Annotated in this window: 14 protein-coding genes; 4 read left to right on the top strand and 10 right to left on the bottom strand. The window is 69.1% G+C overall.

Annotation, left to right across the window (positions count from 1 at the left end):
• The first annotated feature begins 61 nt into the window (after window positions 1–61).
• The gene (asd, locus tag EKG36_RS15180) at window positions 62–946 is read left to right on the top strand and encodes an archaetidylserine decarboxylase (protein ID WP_126485591.1); all 885 of its coding nucleotides are present in this window, start codon (window positions 62–64) and stop codon (window positions 944–946) included.
• Between the two features lie 98 nt (window positions 947–1,044).
• Here asd and epmA read toward each other — a convergent pair whose 3' ends face one another.
• Window positions 1,045–2,016: an EF-P lysine aminoacylase EpmA gene (gene epmA, locus EKG36_RS15175; protein ID WP_126485589.1), complete on the bottom strand. Its 972-nt coding sequence runs from the start codon at window positions 2,014–2,016 to the stop codon at window positions 1,045–1,047.
• Between the two features lie 249 nt (window positions 2,017–2,265).
• On the bottom strand, window positions 2,266–2,832 hold the full coding sequence (gene efp / locus EKG36_RS15170) for an elongation factor P (protein WP_126485587.1): 567 nt from the start codon (window positions 2,830–2,832) through the stop codon (window positions 2,266–2,268).
• A 108-nt stretch (window positions 2,833–2,940) separates the two neighbouring features.
• On the opposite strand from efp, the gene epmB reads away from it, so the two are divergent.
• Complete coding sequence (gene epmB, locus EKG36_RS15165; RefSeq protein ID WP_126485585.1) at window positions 2,941–3,966, top strand: EF-P beta-lysylation protein EpmB; 1,026 nt, start codon at window positions 2,941–2,943, stop codon at window positions 3,964–3,966.
• Between the two features lie 106 nt (window positions 3,967–4,072).
• Here epmB and leuA read toward each other — a convergent pair whose 3' ends face one another.
• The 8 genes from leuA to pgi all read right to left on the bottom strand — a co-directional run bounded on the left by leuA (window position 4,073) and on the right by pgi (window position 14,596).
• On the bottom strand, window positions 4,073–5,779 hold the full coding sequence (leuA, locus tag EKG36_RS15160; RefSeq protein ID WP_126485583.1) for a 2-isopropylmalate synthase: 1,707 nt from the start codon (window positions 5,777–5,779) through the stop codon (window positions 4,073–4,075).
• A 21-nt stretch (window positions 5,780–5,800) separates the two neighbouring features.
• On the bottom strand, window positions 5,801–5,953 hold the full coding sequence (locus EKG36_RS20495; protein ID WP_185827570.1) for a hypothetical protein: 153 nt from the start codon (window positions 5,951–5,953) through the stop codon (window positions 5,801–5,803).
• A 218-nt stretch (window positions 5,954–6,171) separates the two neighbouring features.
• Complete coding sequence (locus EKG36_RS15155; RefSeq protein WP_126485581.1) at window positions 6,172–6,429, bottom strand: TIGR02647 family protein; 258 nt, start codon at window positions 6,427–6,429, stop codon at window positions 6,172–6,174.
• A 76-nt stretch (window positions 6,430–6,505) separates the two neighbouring features.
• A complete protein-coding gene (serB, locus tag EKG36_RS15150; protein WP_126485579.1) occupies window positions 6,506–7,714 on the bottom strand; it encodes a phosphoserine phosphatase SerB in 1,209 nt (402 codons plus the stop codon).
• A 1-nt stretch (window position 7,715) separates the two neighbouring features.
• Window positions 7,716–9,968 carry a DNA topoisomerase IV subunit A gene (parC, locus tag EKG36_RS15145; RefSeq protein WP_126485577.1) on the bottom strand — a complete coding sequence of 751 codons (2,253 nt, stop codon included), beginning with the start codon at window positions 9,966–9,968 and terminating at the stop codon, window positions 7,716–7,718.
• A gap of 331 nt (window positions 9,969–10,299) precedes the next feature.
• On the bottom strand, window positions 10,300–12,180 hold the full coding sequence (gene parE / locus EKG36_RS15140; protein ID WP_126485575.1) for a DNA topoisomerase IV subunit B: 1,881 nt from the start codon (window positions 12,178–12,180) through the stop codon (window positions 10,300–10,302).
• Window positions 12,181–12,228: 48 nt separating this feature from the next.
• Window positions 12,229–12,855, bottom strand: coding sequence for a YqiA/YcfP family alpha/beta fold hydrolase (locus EKG36_RS15135; protein WP_126485573.1), 627 nt, complete (start codon window positions 12,853–12,855; stop codon window positions 12,229–12,231).
• Between the two features lie 55 nt (window positions 12,856–12,910).
• Window positions 12,911–14,596 carry a glucose-6-phosphate isomerase gene (gene pgi / locus EKG36_RS15130; protein ID WP_126485571.1) on the bottom strand — a complete coding sequence of 562 codons (1,686 nt, stop codon included), beginning with the start codon at window positions 14,594–14,596 and terminating at the stop codon, window positions 12,911–12,913.
• Window positions 14,597–14,679: 83 nt separating this feature from the next.
• Here pgi and cmoA point away from each other — a divergent pair, with 83 nt between their 5' ends.
• Window positions 14,680–15,423 carry a carboxy-S-adenosyl-L-methionine synthase CmoA gene (gene cmoA, locus EKG36_RS15125; protein ID WP_126485569.1) on the top strand — a complete coding sequence of 248 codons (744 nt, stop codon included), beginning with the start codon at window positions 14,680–14,682 and terminating at the stop codon, window positions 15,421–15,423.
• A gap of 1 nt (window position 15,424) precedes the next feature.
• A complete protein-coding gene (gene cmoB / locus EKG36_RS15120) occupies window positions 15,425–16,417 on the top strand; it encodes a tRNA 5-methoxyuridine(34)/uridine 5-oxyacetic acid(34) synthase CmoB (RefSeq protein WP_126485567.1) in 993 nt (330 codons plus the stop codon).
• The last annotated feature ends 106 nt before the right edge of the window (window positions 16,418–16,523 follow it).

The following is a 16,523-nucleotide window of genomic DNA, read 5'->3' as shown; positions in this document are numbered from 1 at the left end:
CTGTCTTCCCTCTTCCTTCTTCCCTCTTACAACTCATGTAACTGACCGGAACGCCTCCTTCGTGACCCCAGCCAAGTTGTTTGCCCTGATCCAGTACCCGCTGCCCCAGCATTTGCTCTCCCGCCTGGTGGGGCACCTCGCCGACTGCCGAGTGGCCTGGTTCAAGGACCTTGCTATCCGCGCCTTTATCCGCCAGTTCAAGGTCGACATGGGCGAAGCCCACGCGCCCGATCCCCGCACGTACCCGAGCTTCAACGCCTTCTTCACCCGGCCGCTGAAGGACGGCGCCCGACCCATCGGCGAGGGACTGATTTCCCCCGCCGATGGCACGCTCTCGCAGTTCGGCGAGATCGGCCACGGCCGGCTGATCCAGGCCAAGGGTCATGACTTCACCGCCGCCGACCTGCTGGGCGGCGACCTGGAGGCCGCCGCCCGCTTCCACGACGGCAGCTTCGCCACCGTCTACCTCTCGCCCAGCGACTACCATCGGGTGCATATGCCGGTGTCGGGCACGCTACGGGAAATGGTCTACGTGCCGGGGCGGCTGTTCTCGGTCAACGCCGCCACCACCCATCACGTGCCCAACCTCTTCGCCCGCAACGAGCGGCTGGTCTGCCACTTCGACACCGCACACGGCCCCATGGCCCTGGTGCTGGTCGGCGCCATGATCGTCGCCGCCATCGAGACAGTATGGGCCGGCCAGATCACGCCGCTCCCCCGTGGCGGGGTGCAGCGCATTCGCTTCGACACCCCGGTGCGCCTCGAGAAGGGCGAGGAGATGGGCCGCTTCAAGCTCGGCTCCACCGTGGTGATGGCCTTCGCCGAGCCGGTCGCCTTCGATCACCTCCCGCTCGAAGGCAAGGTGCGCATGGGACAGCGGCTGGGCGTCTTCGACGAGACGCTGGGTGCCAAGCCTCGCCAGGAAGAAGTGGCGAGCCCGTCCTGACCGCGGCGCCGCGGGAATGGGCACAGACTGCCTGTCGCGATTCGGCCAAGGGATAAGCGTTCCGGCACTCCTCTCGGCCGCTGCCGGGACAGGAGTTCCTAGGCTATTGGGGTGGCAAAGGCCATCACCTCGGCCACGCTGGCCTTGCCCAGCGCCAGCTGGAGCAGCCGGTCGAGGCCCAGGGCCACCCCGCTGCCCGCCGGCATGCCGGCATCGAGTGCGCCCAGCAGACGCTGGTCGATGTCCACCTCGGGCAGTCCCTGGGCGCGGCGGGCAGCGTTGTCCTCCGCGAAGCGGGCGCGCTGCTCGTTGCCATCGGTGAGCTCGTCGTAGCCGTTGGCCAGCTCCAGACCGTCCCGGTAGACCTCGAAGCGCGACGCCACCCAGGCGCCGTCCTCGGCGTCTCGGTGGCGTCGGGCCAGGGCCGCCTGGCTGGCCGGGTAGTCCACCACCACGTCGATCCCGTCACGGCCGAGGGCCGGCTCGATGACCAGACTCATCAGCAGGTCCAGGCAGTCGTCCCGGGACGCCTCCGCCATCTCCAGCCCGCCCTTCTCGGCGGCCAGCCGGCGCAGGGAGATCAGAGGCTCGCTGAAGGGATCAAGGGCCAGGGTCTCGCGGAACAGCTCGCGATAGCGGCGGCGGCGCGTCGGGCCGGGGTCTTCCGGCAGCAGGCGGCGGATCAGGACCGCGGTCTCCTCGATCAGGCCTTCCAGGTCCAGCCCCGGGCGGTACCATTCCAGCATGGTGAACTCGAGATTGTGCCGGCGCCCCACCTCGCCGTCGCGGAAGCTGCGCGCCAGCTGGAAGATGGCACCGCTGCCGGCGGCCAGCAGGCGCTTCATGTGGAACTCCGGCGAGGTCTGCAGCCAGAGCCGCTCGCGGCCCGACGGCGTGGTGGCCTCGCAGGCCAGCGAGGCCAGGTGCAGGTCGGTGCTGCCGCCATGGCCGAGCGCCGGCGTCTCCACCTCCCACACGCCGAGCTCGGCGAAGAAGGCCCGCACCTCGGCGATCAGCCGCGCCCGCTCGCGCAGGGTCGCGATCTCGGCCGTGGGCTGCCAATCCACCATCGATCGATCCTCCAGAATCACGAAGGCCACGCCAGAAACCAGCGTGGCCTTTCAAGGCAGGTCGCCCAGATAGCGCCCTCACCGAGCGATGCTCAGGGCTAGACCCTTTCCCTACGGGCCTTCGCACTTCCCACATCCCGGTGGGTCGCAAGGCGATTCCCGGGTAAGGCAGCGGAGTTTAGCAGCGCTGAATGAGCAAGCCGTCCCAGGACTCAACGCCGTATGAGCGAGCGCAGGAAGGGCCAGGCATCAGGCGCGGGACACGTACTCGCCGGTGCGCGTATCCACCTTCAGCACTTCGCCCTCGTTGATGAACAGCGGCACGCGTACCACGGCGCCGGAGGAAAGGGTCGCCGGCTTGGAGCCGCCCTGGGCGGTGTCCCCCTTGAGGCCCGGATCGGTCTCGGTGACCTCGAGCTCGATGAAGTTGGGCGGCGTGACGTTGATGACGTTGTCGTTCCACAGGGTCACGGTGTAGGCGACCTGCTCCTTGAGCCACTTCTCGGTGTCGCCCAGGGCCTTCTTCTCCACCGGGTACTGCTCGAAGGAGCCGTCGGTGAGCATGAAGTACCACATCTCGCCGTCGTTGTAGAGATACTCCATCTCCAGCTCGAGGACGTCGGCGCCCTCCAGGGATTCGCCGGACTTGAAGGTCCGCTCCCAGACCCGGCCGGTCATCAGGTTGCGCAGCTTGACCCGGTTGAAGGCCTGGCCCTTGCCCGGCTTGACGTAGTCGTTCTCGAGGATGGCGCAGGGATCGCCATCCAGCATGACCTTCAGACCGCCCTTGAATTCGTTGGTAGAATAGTTCGCCATGATGCTTTACCCATATTCGAGCGCGCCGCCGGCCGAAGCCGAGGGCGCGCGATGCAAGATGATTGTCGTCGAGGGCCATGCCCTCGCCCATATTGACTGGTGTGTCGCATGATAACCCGAAGCCCCGTCCCTTTGCAGCGTCAGGCACCCGAGGCCGCCGGCGGCCACTGGCAGACGCAGCTCAGCGGTGCCGTGCGCGACCCCCGGGAGCTGTGCCGGCGACTGGAACTGGCGCCGGCCTGGTGGCCCGGGGCCGAGACCGGCCATGGGCTGTTCGCGGTGCGCGTGCCCGAGGCCTACCTGGCGCGCATCCGCCCCGGCGACCCCCATGACCCGCTGCTGCGCCAGGTGCTGCCGCTCGACGCGGAGGCCCGCCCGACCCCCGGCTACGTGACCGATCCCCTGGAGGAGGCCGAGCACACCCCGAAGCGCGGCCTGATCCACAAGTACGCCGGTCGGGTACTGCTGATCGCCAGCCCCGCCTGCGCGGTGAACTGCCGCTACTGCTTCCGCCGTCACTTCCCCTACGAGGAGAACGCGCCCTCGCGCTCCCAGTGGGACGAGACCCTGGAGTACCTGCGCGGCGACGGCTCCATCCGCGAGGCCATCCTCTCGGGCGGCGATCCCCTGGCGGCCAGCGACCGCCAGCTGGCCTGGCTGGTGGCCCGCCTCGAGGCCATCCCCCACCTCAAGCGCCTGCGCATCCACACCCGCCTGCCGGTGGTGATTCCCGACCGCATCGACGAGGCCCTGCTCGCCTGGCTCGGCGGCACCCGCCTGCAGGCGGTCATGGTACTGCACATCAACCACGCCCAGGAGATCGACGAGGCGGTGATCGCGGCCTGCCGGCGCCTGCGCGAGGCCGGCGTGACCCTGCTCAACCAGAGCGTGCTGCTGCGCGGTGTCAACGATGACATCGACACCCTCGCCGCGCTCTCCGAACGGCTCTTCGAGGCGGGCGTGCTGCCCTACTACCTGCACGTGCTCGACCCGGTGGCCGGCGCCGCGCATTTCGAGGTGGACGACGACGAGGCCCGGGCCCTGGTGGCAGCGCTGCGCCGGGAACTGCCGGGCTTTCTGATGCCGACCCTGGTCCGGGAGATACCCGGCGAGGCCAGCAAGACACCGCTGTAAGCCGGAACAAGCCGGAACAAGCCGGAAGAAAGCCCAGCCCCCATGTCGATTGCTCGGCATGGGGGCTGGGTTTATCGGGAGTTCTTCAAGCTTCCAGCTTATGACTTCAAGCTAATGTCTCGGCCGTGACGTTGGCCGCCGGGGCCTCGGTGGAGAGCTTGCGGTTGATCGCACTCATCACACCCTTGATGGAGGCGCTGGTGATGCTCTCGTCGGTGCCCACGCCGAACACCGCCTCGCCGCCAACGCGCACCTCCACGTAGGCGATGGCCTCGGCATCGGCGCCCTGGCCGCGGGAGTGCTCGTGGTAGTCGATGATCTCGACATCATGGCCCTCGGCCGCCAGGGCCTTGATGAAGGCCGCCAGCGGCCCGTTGCCCTGGCCCTGAATGGTGCGCCGCGCGCCGTGCTCCGCGATGGTCGCCTCCAGGGTCACCGTGGGGCTGTCCGGCTCGGAAGACATCCGATGGCTGATCAGGGCGAAGGGCTCGCGCTGCTCGAGGTACTCGTCGACGAAGGCCTGGTAGATCATCTCGGAAGTGATCTCCTTGCCCAGGCGGTCGGCGACCTCCTGGACCACCTGGCTGAATTCGATGGACAGCCGGCGCGGCAGCTCGATGCCATGCTCCTGCTCCAGCAGGTAGGAGATGCCGCCCTTGCCGGACTGGCTGTTGACGCGGATCACCGCCTCGTAGCTGCGGCCCACGTCGAGCGGGTCGATGGGCAGGTAGGGCACTTCCCAGACACCGTCCGGATTCTCGCGGCGCGCCGCCATGCCCTTCTTGATGGCGTCCTGGTGGGAGCCGGAGAAGGCGGTGAACACCAGGTCGCCCACATAGGGATGTCGCGGGTGCACCGGCAGCTGGTTGCAGTACTCCACCTCGCGCATGATCGGCGTGATGTTGGAGAAGTCCAGCCCCGGGTGCACACCCTGGGTGTAGAGGTTCATGGCCAGGGTAACGATGTCGACGTTGCCGGTGCGCTCGCCGTTGCCGAACAGGCAGCCCTCGACCCGGTCGGCACCGGCCATCACCGCCAGCTCGGCCGCGGCCACGCCGGTGCCACGATCGTTGTGCGGATGCACGCTGACGATCAGGTGGTCGCGATGGGCGACGTGGCGGCAGAACCACTCCACCTGGTCGGCGTAGTTGTTGGGGGTGGCGCACTCCACGGTGGCCGGCAGGTTGACGATCATCGGCTTGTCGACGCTGCCGCCGTAGGTCGCCTCCACGGCATCGACGATCTCCACGGCGAAATCCATCTCGGTGGTGGAGAACAGCTCCGGGGAGTACTGGAAGGTCCAGTGCGTCTCCGGCGCCGCCACCATGTGCTCGCGGATTCGGGTGGTGGCGTCCACGGCGATCTGGATGCACTCGGCCTGGTTGACATTGAACACCACACGGCGGAACACCGGGTCGGTGGCGTTGTAGACGTGGACGATGGCGTTCTTCACCCCCTTGAGCGCCTCGAAGGTGCGGTCGATCAGGTGCGGCCGCGCCTGGGTCAGCACCTGGATGTGCACGTCGTCGGGAACCTTGTCGTTGTCGATCAGCGCGCGCACGAAGTCGAAGTCGGTCTGGGAGGCCGAGGGGAAGCCCACCTCGATCTGCTTGAAGCCGATCTTCACCAGCAGGTCGAAGAAGCGCTGCTTGCGCTCCAGGTCCATCGGATCGATCAGCGCCTGGTTGCCGTCACGCAGGTCAACGGCGCACCACTGGGGCGGCGCCTCGATGCGCCGGCTCGGCCACTGCCGGTCGGGCAGGTCGACGGCCACGAAGGGGCGGTACTTGGTGGAAGGGTTGTCGAGCATCATGGCGGCGTTCTCCGGCGGCAGTCAGAAACGGCGACGCCCCGCCTGCCGGGAGGCAGGCGGGGCGTCGTCGCGATGTACGGCATCGTCCATCGGCATCGCGCCCGCACGGCGGACGGCACGCGACCCGGGAATGGCGACGATGTTCATGGCAATGGCGTAGGGGGTGGTGGACATGTGACAACCTCGATTCGACCGTGACAGATGGGCGATGCAGACGGCATCGCCCGGCGCGCTCAGCGGCGGGCTAGTAGTCGTAGGTCGAGGACGAGGGTGTACGATGTCATGTTCATGCCCCTAGAAAATCAGGCCGGGCGCGGCTTGTCAACTTTCCGGCCTCACCGGCCGCGCCAGGGACGATGGCGAGGCGCCCCTGGCGGCCCGCCGGCGCCGCCTCAGGTGGTCACCTCCGCCGTGCCGAGCAGGGTCAGCAGGTCGCGGGCATGGTCGGCCGCCTCCTGGCCCAGGGCGGTCAGGTAGCCACCATCCGCCTGGGTGACCAGGCCCTTGCGATACAGCCGCTGGGTGGCGGCGATCATCGACGGCTCGGCGCTGGAGTGCACCTTGATGCCCTCCTGGTGGTTGACCGGACTGAACAGGCCGAGCACCTTGAGCTCGTCGAGCATTTCCGGGGTATAGCGAGGCTGGGTCATGGCGCATTCCTTGATCTTGTTGGTGTGCCTCCCCGACGCTACCCCGGCAAGCCTCGCGGTGCCAGCGAAATCCGCCTCACGACGCCTCCAGGTCGCCGTGCCGGTAGCCGATCAGGTAGAGCACGGCATCCAGGCCCAGGGTCGAGATCGAGTGCCGGGCCTGCTGGCGGACCAGCGGCTTGGCCCGGAAGGCGATGCCGAGGCCGGCCGCGGCCAGCATCTTGAGGTCGTTGGCCCCGTCGCCCACGGCGATGGTCTGCTCCATGGTCAGCCCCTCCCGCGCGGCGATCTCGCGCAGCAGCAGCGCCTTGCGGTCGGCATCGAGGATCGGCTCTTTCACCTCGCCGGTCACCCGGCCATCCTCGATCACCAGCTCGTTGGCGTGGACCTCGTCGAAGCCGAGCCTCTCCTGGAGGTGGCGGGCGAAGTAGGTGAAGCCGCCGGAGAGGATGGCGGTGCGGTAGCCCAGGCGCTTGAGGTGGTGCATCAGCCGCTCCAGGCCATCCATCAGCGGCAGCTCCTCGGCGATCTCGGCGAGCACCGACTCCTCGAGGCCGCGCAGCTTGCTCATGCGCTCGCGGAAGCTCTGCTGGAAGTCCAGCTCGCCGCGCATGGCCCGTTCGGTGACCTCGGCCACCTCGTCGTAGACCCCGTGGCGGCGTGCCAGCTCGTCGATGACCTCGGCCTGGATCAGCGTCGAGTCCATATCGAAGCACACCAGGCGGCGGTGGCGGCGCCAGATAGAATCCTCCTGCAGGGCGATGTCGACACCGTGGGCCGCGCCCAGCGCCAGGGCCTTCTCGCGCAGGGTCTCGAGGTCGATGTCCTCGCCGCGCAGCCAGCACTCGACGCAGGCACCGTGCTCGGGCACCCCGCCGTCCAGGGGCTCGCGGCCGGAGAGGCGGTGGATCAGTTCCACGGTCAGATTCTGCTCGGCGGTCAGGGCTCCCACCTCGGCGAGGATTCCGGCCGGCAGATGCGGCGCCAGCAGGGTCAGGATCAGGCGCGGTTGGCTGGCCTGCACGCTCCAGCGGTGGTAGTCCTCGGCGCTGACCTGGATCGCCTGGACGTCCAGGCCGAGGCTGTCCCCGGCGGCGGCCAGCGCTCCCTCGAGGTCGGCCTCGCGCTCGAGCCCCACCAGGGCCTCCAGGGAGAGGATGCCAAAGGTCACGCTCTGGTTGATGTCCAGCAGGCGCGCCCCGCTGACCGCCAGGGCGCGGCCCAGGCCGGAGAGCTGGCCGGGCCTGGCCGGTCCGGTGGCGCGAATCAGGTGTCGTCGTGTCATGTCAGTCTTCCGTCTCCAGGCGATCGACCTTCTGCAGGCCACGGGGCAGCTTGCTGCCGCGGCGACCGCGCTCCCCCCGATAGTAGTCGAGATCGGCAGCCTTCAGCGTCAGCTTGCGTTTGCCGGCGTGCACCACCAGTGCCTGGCCGGGGGCCAGCAGCGCCAGGTCGCGCAGGAACTCCTCGCGACGGGCGGCCCGGGCCCCGGGGATGTCGAGCATCTTGTTGCCCTTGCCCTTGGCGAGTTCCGGCAGCTGGTCCAGCGGGAAGACCAGCAGGCGGCCCTCGTTGGACACCGCCGCCACGCTCACGCCCTCGCCCTCGGGGACGACCAGCGGCGGCACCACGCTGCAGCCCTTGGGCACCGACAGCACCGCCTTGCCCGACTTGTTCTTGCCGGTCAGGGCCTCGAGGCGGGCGACGAAGCCGTAGCCCCCGTCGGAGGCCAGCAGGTAGCGGGTGGTCGGCGGGGCGAGCAGGACCCCGGCCATGTGCGCGCCGGCCGCCACGTTGACCCGCCCGGTGACCGGCTCGCCCTGGCTCCGGGCGCTGGGCAGGTTGTGGGCGGCCAGGGTATAGGCGCGCCCGGTGTCGTCGAGCAGCACCAGCGGCTGGTTGGTCTTGCCACGGGCGGCGAGATGGAAGCGGTCGCCGGCCTTGTAGGACAGCCCCACCGGGTCGATCTCGTGGCCCTTGGCGCTGCGGATCCAGCCCTTCTCGGAGAGCACCACGGTGACCGGGTCGGCGCCGACGAGCTCGACCTCGGAGAGCGCCTTCGCCTCCTCGCGCTCGACCAGCGGCGAGCGGCGCGGGTCGCCGTAGTCCTGAGCGGCGGCGCGCAGCTCCTCCTCGATCAGGTCGGTGAGCTTGGCCTCGGAGCCGAGCAGCTCCTCCAGGCGCGCCCGCTCGGCCTCGAGGTCGTCCTGCTCGCCGCGGATCTTCATCTCCTCGAGCTTGGCCAGGTGGCGCAGGCGCAGCTCGAGGATCGCTTCGGCCTGGCGCTCGCTGAGGCCGAAGGCCTCGATCAGCGCGGCCTTGGACTCGTCCTCCTCGCGGATGATGCGGATCACCTCGTCGATGTTGAGGTAGGCGGCGAGCAGGCCCTCGAGGATGTGCAGGCGATCCTGGACCTTGCCCAGGCGATGCTCCAGGCGCCGGCGCACGGTGCTGCGCCGGAAACGCAGCCACTCGCCGAGCAACTCGGGCAGCGGCAGCACCCGCGGCCGGCCGTCCAGGCCGATCACGTTCATGTTGATGCGGGCATTCTTCTCGAGGTCGGTGGTGGCGAACAGGTGCGCCATCAGCGCCTCGATGTCGACCCGGTTGGAGCGCGGCTCGATCACCAGCCGAGTCGGCTCCTCGTGGGTCGACTCGTCACGCAGGTCGGCGACCATGGGCAGCTTCTTGGCCTGCATCTGGCCGGCGATCTGCTCGAGCACCTTGGCGCCGCTCACCTGGTAGGGCAGCGCGGTGATCACCACGTTGCCCTCCTCCCGGGTGTAGCGGGCGCGCATCTTCACCGAGCCGCGGCCGGCCTCGTAGACCTTGCGCAGCTCGGCCCGCGGGGTAATGATCTCGGCCTCGGTGGGAAAGTCCGGCCCCGGCAGGTAACCCATCAGGTCGGTGGTGGTGGCCTCGGGATGGCGCAGCAGGTGGCAGGTGGCCTCGACCACCTCGCCCACGTTGTGCGGTGGTATGTCGGTAGCCATGCCCACGGCGATGCCGGTGCCGCCGTTGAGCAGCACATGGGGCAGCCGAGCGGGCAGCACCACCGGCTCCTGCATGGTGCCGTCGAAGTTGGGGGTCCAGTCCACGGTGCCCTGGCCGAGCTCACTGAGCAGCACCTCGGCGAACTTGGACAGCCGCGCCTCGGTATAGCGCATGGCGGCGAAGGACTTGGGGTCGTCGGGGCTACCCCAGTTGCCCTGGCCGTCCACCAGCGGATAGCGGTAGCTGAACGGCTGGGCCATCAACACCATGGCCTCGTAGCAGGCGCTGTCGCCGTGGGGGTGGAACTTGCCCAGCACGTCGCCGACGGTGCGCGCCGACTTCTTGTACTTGGCGCTGGCAGAGAGCGCCAGCTCGCGCATGGCATAGACGATGCGCCGCTGGACCGGCTTCATGCCGTCGCCGATGTGCGGCAAGGCCCGGTCGAGGATGACGTACATCGAATAGTCGAGGTACGCCTTCTCGGTGTACTCGCGAAGGGACAAGCGTTCGACGTCGCCCTCCGCCACCTGGATATCCATGGTCATGGCAATTTGACCTTATTCACGATCGTGGAATCGTTGGGGATCGCCCCACTGAAAACTCATCGGAGTCCGCGACTTCGAATCGCGGCTTATCCGGCGAAAGCCCTGGGCGGAGGCGCTGTAAACCCTTCCTTGGGCGCTAGCGATGCCCTGCTTCGCTCTCGCATCCTGCTCCGCTTGCAGGGCCGGTGCTGGCCATCCATGGCCAGCCCGTTCGGAGCAGTGCTCCTCACCCCTGGCATAGGACCTCCGCTGCGGGCTGTCCCCAGCGCCGCTCGCCTCGGTATTTCTTCCAGCTTCAAGCTTACGGCTTACGGCTCCCGGCGAAGCCGGGTCAGACCTCTATCTCGGCGAGATTGCCATAGTCCTCCAGCCAGCTCTTGCGGTCGGCGGCTCGTTTCTTGGCCAGCAGCATGTCCATCATCTCCAGGGTGCCGTCGCCGGCCTCCCGGGTCAGCTGCACCAGCCGGCGCGTCTCGGCGGCCATGGTGGTCTCGCGCAGCTGCAGCGGGCTCATCTCGCCGAGGCCCTTGAAGCGCTGGACGTTGGGGGTGCCGCGCCGGCCCTCGAGCTGGCGAAGGATGGCGGCCTTCTCGCTCTCGTCGAGGGCGTAGAAGACCTCCTTGCCCAGGTCGATGCGGTAGAGCGGCGGCATGGCGACGAAGACGTGGCCGGCATCGACCAGCGCCGGGAAATGCCGCACGAAGAGCGCGCACAGCAGCGTGGCGATGTGCAGGCCGTCGGAGTCGGCATCGGCGAGGATGCAGATCTTGTGGTAGCGCAGCTTGGAGAGATCATCGCTGCCCGGGTCCATACCCACGGCCACGGCGATGTCGTGCACCTCCTGGGAACCGTAGATGTCGTGGGACTCCACCTCCCAGGTATTCAGGATCTTGCCGCGCAGCGGCAGGATCGCCTGGCTCTCGCGGTTGCGCGCCTGCTTGGCGCTGCCCCCGGCGCTGTCCCCCTCCACCAGGAACAGCTCGCTGCCGGCCGGGTCCTGACCCGAGCAGTCGGCCAGCTTGCCGGGCAGCGCGGGCCCCGAGGTGACCTTCTTGCGCGCCACCTTCTTCGAGCTCTTCTGGCGACGCTGGGCGGCGCTGATGACCAGGTCCGCCAGGGCCTCGCCCTGGTCGACGTGGTGGTTGAGCCACAGCGAGAAGGCATCCTTGACCACCCCGGAGACAAAGCCCGCCACGGTCCGTGACGACAGCCGCTCCTTGGTCTGGCCGGCGAACTGGGGATCGAGCATCTTCACCGAGAGTACATAGGCGACGCGCTCCCAGAGGTCCTCGGCGGTGAGCTTCACGCCCCGGGGCAGCAGGCTCCGGTATTCGCAGAACTCGCGCAGGGCATCGAGCAGCCCCGAGCGCAGGCCGTTGACGTGGGTCCCGCCCTGGGGCGTGGGAATCAGGTTGACGTAGCTCTCGAGCAGCGGCTCGCCGCCCTCGGGCAGCCACTGGATGGCCCAGTCCACGCCGTGCTCATCGTCGGCGAAATGCCCGACGAAGGGGGCGGCGGGCAGCACCTCATAGCCATCGGTGGTCTGGGCCAGGTAGTCGCGCAGACCGTCCTCGAACTGCCAGACGCTCCGGGTGCCGTCGGGCTCGGTGAGGGTGACCTCGAGCCCCGGACAGAGCACCGCCTTGGCCCGCAGCAGGTGCTTGAGTCGGGACAGCGACAGTTTCGGCGAGTCGAAGTAGCTGGGCTCCGGCCAGAAGCGCACCACGGTGCCGGTGGCACGCTTGGCGGCCGAGCCGATCACCTCCAGGGCCGAGGCCTTCTCGCCGTGCTCGAAGGCCATGCCGTGACGCTCCCCACCCTTGAGCACCTCGATCTCGAGGCGCCGGGACAGGGCGTTGACCACCGAGACGCCGACCCCGTGCAGGCCGCCGGAGAAGCGATAGCTCGAGGCCGAGAACTTCCCGCCGGCATGCAGCTTGGTCATGATCAGCTCGACCCCGGAGACGCCGTGTTCCGGGTGGGTATCGATGGGCATGCCGCGACCATCATCGCTGACCTCGACACCACCGTCCTCGAAGAGCCGCACGCCGATGGCCCGGGCATGGCCGGCCAGCGCCTCGTCCACGCTGTTGTCGATGACCTCCTGGACCAGGTGGTTGGGCCGAGAGGTATCGGTGTACATGCCGGGGCGCTTGCGCACCGGCTCGAGCCCGGCGAGCACCTCGATGGAGCTGGCGCTGTATTGTGTCATGACGTCATCCGGTTGCTATGCATGATTCCGTTGCCTGCCTCCCCTCGCTCAGCCCCGCGCCGCCACCCTGCCAGGGGCCAGGGCATGGCCGCCCTGGGCCAGGATCGCCGGCAGGTAGTCGGCCAGGGCGGAAAAGCCGTGATCGCCGCCCGGGTGCAGGATGGTCCTGGCCCCCTGGTAGAGCGCGAAGGCCTCAGCGGCCTCGAGGGTCTCATCCGCGGTGCCCAGCAGCAGCAGGTAGCGCCCCGGCGAGACGCGCTCGGGCGTCATCGCCGCCAGCGCCCGCCGGTGGTCCTCCTCGACCACGAAGCGCTCGCTGCTGTAGGGATTGACGAAGGCCTCACCGACCCAGTCCGCCACCAGGCGCCCGGGCGCCACCGCTGGATTGACCAGCCCCCCGGGCAGATCGTGGCGCTCGGCGAGCACCGTCGCCAGGAAGCCGCCCATGGAGCTGCCCACCACCAGCGGGTAGTCGCCCAGCTCGGCCAGGCGGGCCGTCGCCACGTCCAGTGCCTGGTCGGGGCGGTGCGGCAGGTCCGGGGTGGCACAGGGCAGCCCGAGGTCCACGCAGGCCTCCCGCATCAGCGCCGCCTTGGGGGAGGCGCTGCCGCTGTTGAAGCCGTGGAGGTAGAGGACCCCGGTGGTCGGCACGCGCGGGCAGGCGGGACTCAGCATACCCGAACCCCTGTATATATGGCCAGCCCGGCGGGTCTCGCCGGTCGCGCTGGCCTCATCGGCCATGCTCCCCCTCGGCCGACCAGACCGCCTCGATCAGGCCGCGGGTGGAGTCGTCCATGCCCTCGAGGCCGGTGCGGTGCTCCAGGGTCTGCTGGGTCTCGCCGGCGATCTTCTTGCCCAGCTCCACCCCCCACTGGTCGAAGGGATTGATGTCCCAGATGGTCGCCTGGACGAACACCTTGTGCTCGTAGAGGGCAACCAGCGCCCCCAGGGTCTGGGGGGTCAGGCGGTCGAGCAGCAGGGTGCTGGACGGCTGGTTGCCCCGGTAGTGCTTGTACTCCGGCCGCGGCCCGTCGTCCTCGATGGCATCGTCGCCGAGCATCAGCACCCGCGACTGGGCGAAGCAGTTGGCCAGCGTCAGGCGATGCTGCCCCATCAGGTGATCGCGGGTGGCCGGGTCGGGCACGTCGTCATAGCGCACCCGGGGGGCGATGAAGTCGCACTCCACGGCCTGGGTGCCCTGGTGGAGCAGCTGATAGAAGGCATGCTGGGCGTTGGGGCCGAGCTGTCCCCACAGCACCGGGCAGGTGGAATAGCCGACCTGGTCGCCATCGTGGGTGACCGACTTGCCGTTGGACTCCATCTCCAGCTGCTCGAGGTAGGCGGCAAAGTACTCGAGCCGGCCATCGTAGGGCAGGATCGAGTGAGCGCGGATATCCAGGAAATTGACGTTCCAGATCCCGGCCAGCGCCAGCAGCACGGGCAGGTTGTCGGGGAGCGCCGCCTCGCTGAAGTGGCGGTCCATGGCATGGGCGCCGGCCAGCAGGCCACGGAAGTGCTCCATGCCCACCACCAGGGCGATGGGCAGGCCGATGGCCCCCCACAGCGAGTAGCGGCCGCCGACCCACTCCCAGAACGCCAGCTGGTGGTCGTCGGCGATGCCCCACTCGGCCATCTTCTCGGGGCTGGCCGAGACACCGATGAAGTGCTGGCGCATCACCAGCGCCTCGTCGACGCCCTCCTCGCCGGCGGCGCCGAGCAGCCGCGACTTGAGCCAATCCCGCGCGGTGCGGGCATTGGACAGGGTATCGATGGTGGTAAAGGACTTGGACGACAGCACGAACAGCGTGGTCTCGGGATTGAGCCGAGTCAGGTAGTCGGCCAGCTGCGAGCCGTCCATGGTCGAGGCGAAGTGCACATCGATGCGGTGAACGCCCTCGGGACGGTAGTCGGCCAGGGCATGGGTAACCATCAGCGGCCCGAGGTCGGAGCCGCCCACACCGAGGTTGACCACGTCGCGGATCGGCTTGCCGGTGGCGCCCCGCCACTGGCCGGCATGGAAGCGATCGACCATGGTGGCCATACGCTCCAGGGTGGCATGGACCGAGGGCACCAGGTCCTCGCCGTCCACCTCGAGACGGGCCTCGGCGGGCAGGCGCAGGGCGGTGTGCAGCGCCGGGCGGTCCTCGCTGCGATTGACCCGCTCACCGGCCAGCAGGCCGCGGATCGCCTCGGGCACCCCGGCATCCCGGGCCAGGTCGAGCAACAGGTCGAGGGTCTGGCCGGTCCAGCGCTGCTTGGAGAGATCGAGGGTCAGGCCGGCCGCGCTGCGGCTGAAGGTCTCGAAGCGGCCGGGCTGCTCGACGAAGAGATCGCGCAGGTGCCGGCGCCCCATGCCGGCGGCATGTTCGGCCAGGGCACACCAGGCCCGCTGCTGGTCAATGGGGGTATGGCTCATGGAATTCCTCCTGGACATCCTGTCGTGCAGCCGACAACAGGGGAGCGTAGAATGGCGGGCTTCCAGCCCATGATTCCCTGCCTATGAGTGACGCATCTTACCGTGACGCCATCTTTTCCACACCCCTGGACCGGGTGGCGCGCTTTTCGTTCGACGAGCGGGTCGTCGCCTGCTTCCCTGACATGATCCGCCGCTCGGTGCCCGGCTACGGCCAGATCCTGGCCATGCTCGGCCCGCTGGCCCGTCGCCACCTGCGCCACGGCGGCCACGTCTATGACCTGGGCTGCTCGCTGGGGGCCGCCGGGCTGGCGCTGGCCGGCCAGCTGCCGCCGGATGCCTTCCGCTATACCGGGGTCGACCTCTCGCCGGCCATGGTCGAGCGGGCCGGGGAGACGCTGGGCACCGAGTGTCCCGACCACGCCATGGCGGTGGTCGAGGGCGATATCCGCAATCTCGACTACCGGGCCTCGGGCATGATCCTGCTCAACTTCACCCTGCAGTTCCTGGCGCCGGGGGATCGCGACGCCGTGATCGCCCGGCTCTATGAGGCCCTGGAGCCCGGCGGCGTGCTGGTGCTGTCGGAGAAGGTCGTCGCCGAGGACGAGCAGGACAACGCCTGGCTGGTGGAGCGCTACCACGACTTCAAGCGGGCCAACGGCTACAGCGAGCTGGAGATCAGCCAGAAGCGCACCGCCCTGGAGAACGTGCTGGTACCCGACACCCTGGCCGCCCACCACGCACGCCTGGCGCGCGCCGGCTTCACCCGCTCGCTGACCTGGTTCCAGTACCTCAACTTCGCCTCGCTGATCGCCTTCAAGGAGGCCTGACGTGCCGATCTCCGACACTCATCGCCCCCTCTACCAGGCCTTCCTCGAGCAGGGCCTCGATACCTGGCTGGCTCGGCTCCCCGAGCAGCTGGCCCGTGGCCTGGACCGCAAGCGCTACGGCGACCTGCCGGCCTGGGAGAAGGCCGTGGCCAAGCTGCCGCCGCTGCCGGAGGCGCGCCGCGTGGCCCTCGACGCCGACACCGTGACGGTGGATGTGGACCTCGACGCCTCGCGGCGCCGCCAGGGCGAGAACCTGCTGCGCGCCCTGGCGCCCTGGCGCAAGGGTCCCTATTGCCTGGGTGGCGTGGCCATCGACACCGAATGGCGCTCCGACTGGAAGTGGCAGCGGGTGGCGCCCCACCTGGCGCCGCTGGCCGGCCGCCGGGTGCTCGACGTGGGCGGCGGCAACGGCTATCACGCCTGGCGCATGGCCGGCGCCGGCGCCGCCTTCGTGCTGGTGATCGACCCCTCGCCACGCTTCTACTGGCAGTTCCAGGCGGTACGCCACTTCGTCGGCGAGGCCGACGACGGCGCCGTGCAGTTCCTGCCGGTGGGCATCGAGGACGTGCCGGACGACCTGGCGTTCTTCGACACCGTGTTCTCCATGGGCGTGCTCTACCATCGCCCCTCGCCGCTGGAGCACCTGGCCCAGCTCAAGGCCGCCCTGCGCCCCGGGGGCGAGCTGGTGCTGGAGACCCTGGTGGTCGAGGGTGACGCCACCACGGTGCTGCTGCCCGGGGACCGCTATGCCGCCATGCCCAACGTCTTCTTCCTGCCGTCCTCCGCCGCCCTGTGTGGCTGGCTCGAACGCTCGGGCTTCGAGAACGTCCGCGTGGTGGACGAGGCCGACACCACCCTCGACGAGCAGCGCGCCACCGACTGGATGACCTTCCAGTCGCTGGCCGACTTCCTCGCCCCCAGTGACCCGAGCCGCACCCGGGAAGGCCATCCGGCGCCACGCCGGGCAGTGGTGATCGCCGATCGGCCCGCTTGAGCCTGGCGCGGCGGGGTACCGGCGGTACCGGCCGGTCAAGCCATCCGGTCCGTCGAGGTACGCTGCGCCAGCCGTGTCGCCTCCGCCGAGGCCTGCCCCAAGACAC

It is taken from the genome of Halomonas nitroreducens (assembly GCF_003966155.1).
Taxonomy (GTDB): domain Bacteria; phylum Pseudomonadota; class Gammaproteobacteria; order Pseudomonadales; family Halomonadaceae; genus Halomonas; species Halomonas nitroreducens.
Note: the sequence above shows the minus strand (reverse complement) of the source record. Positions and strands in the feature narration are given on the sequence as shown.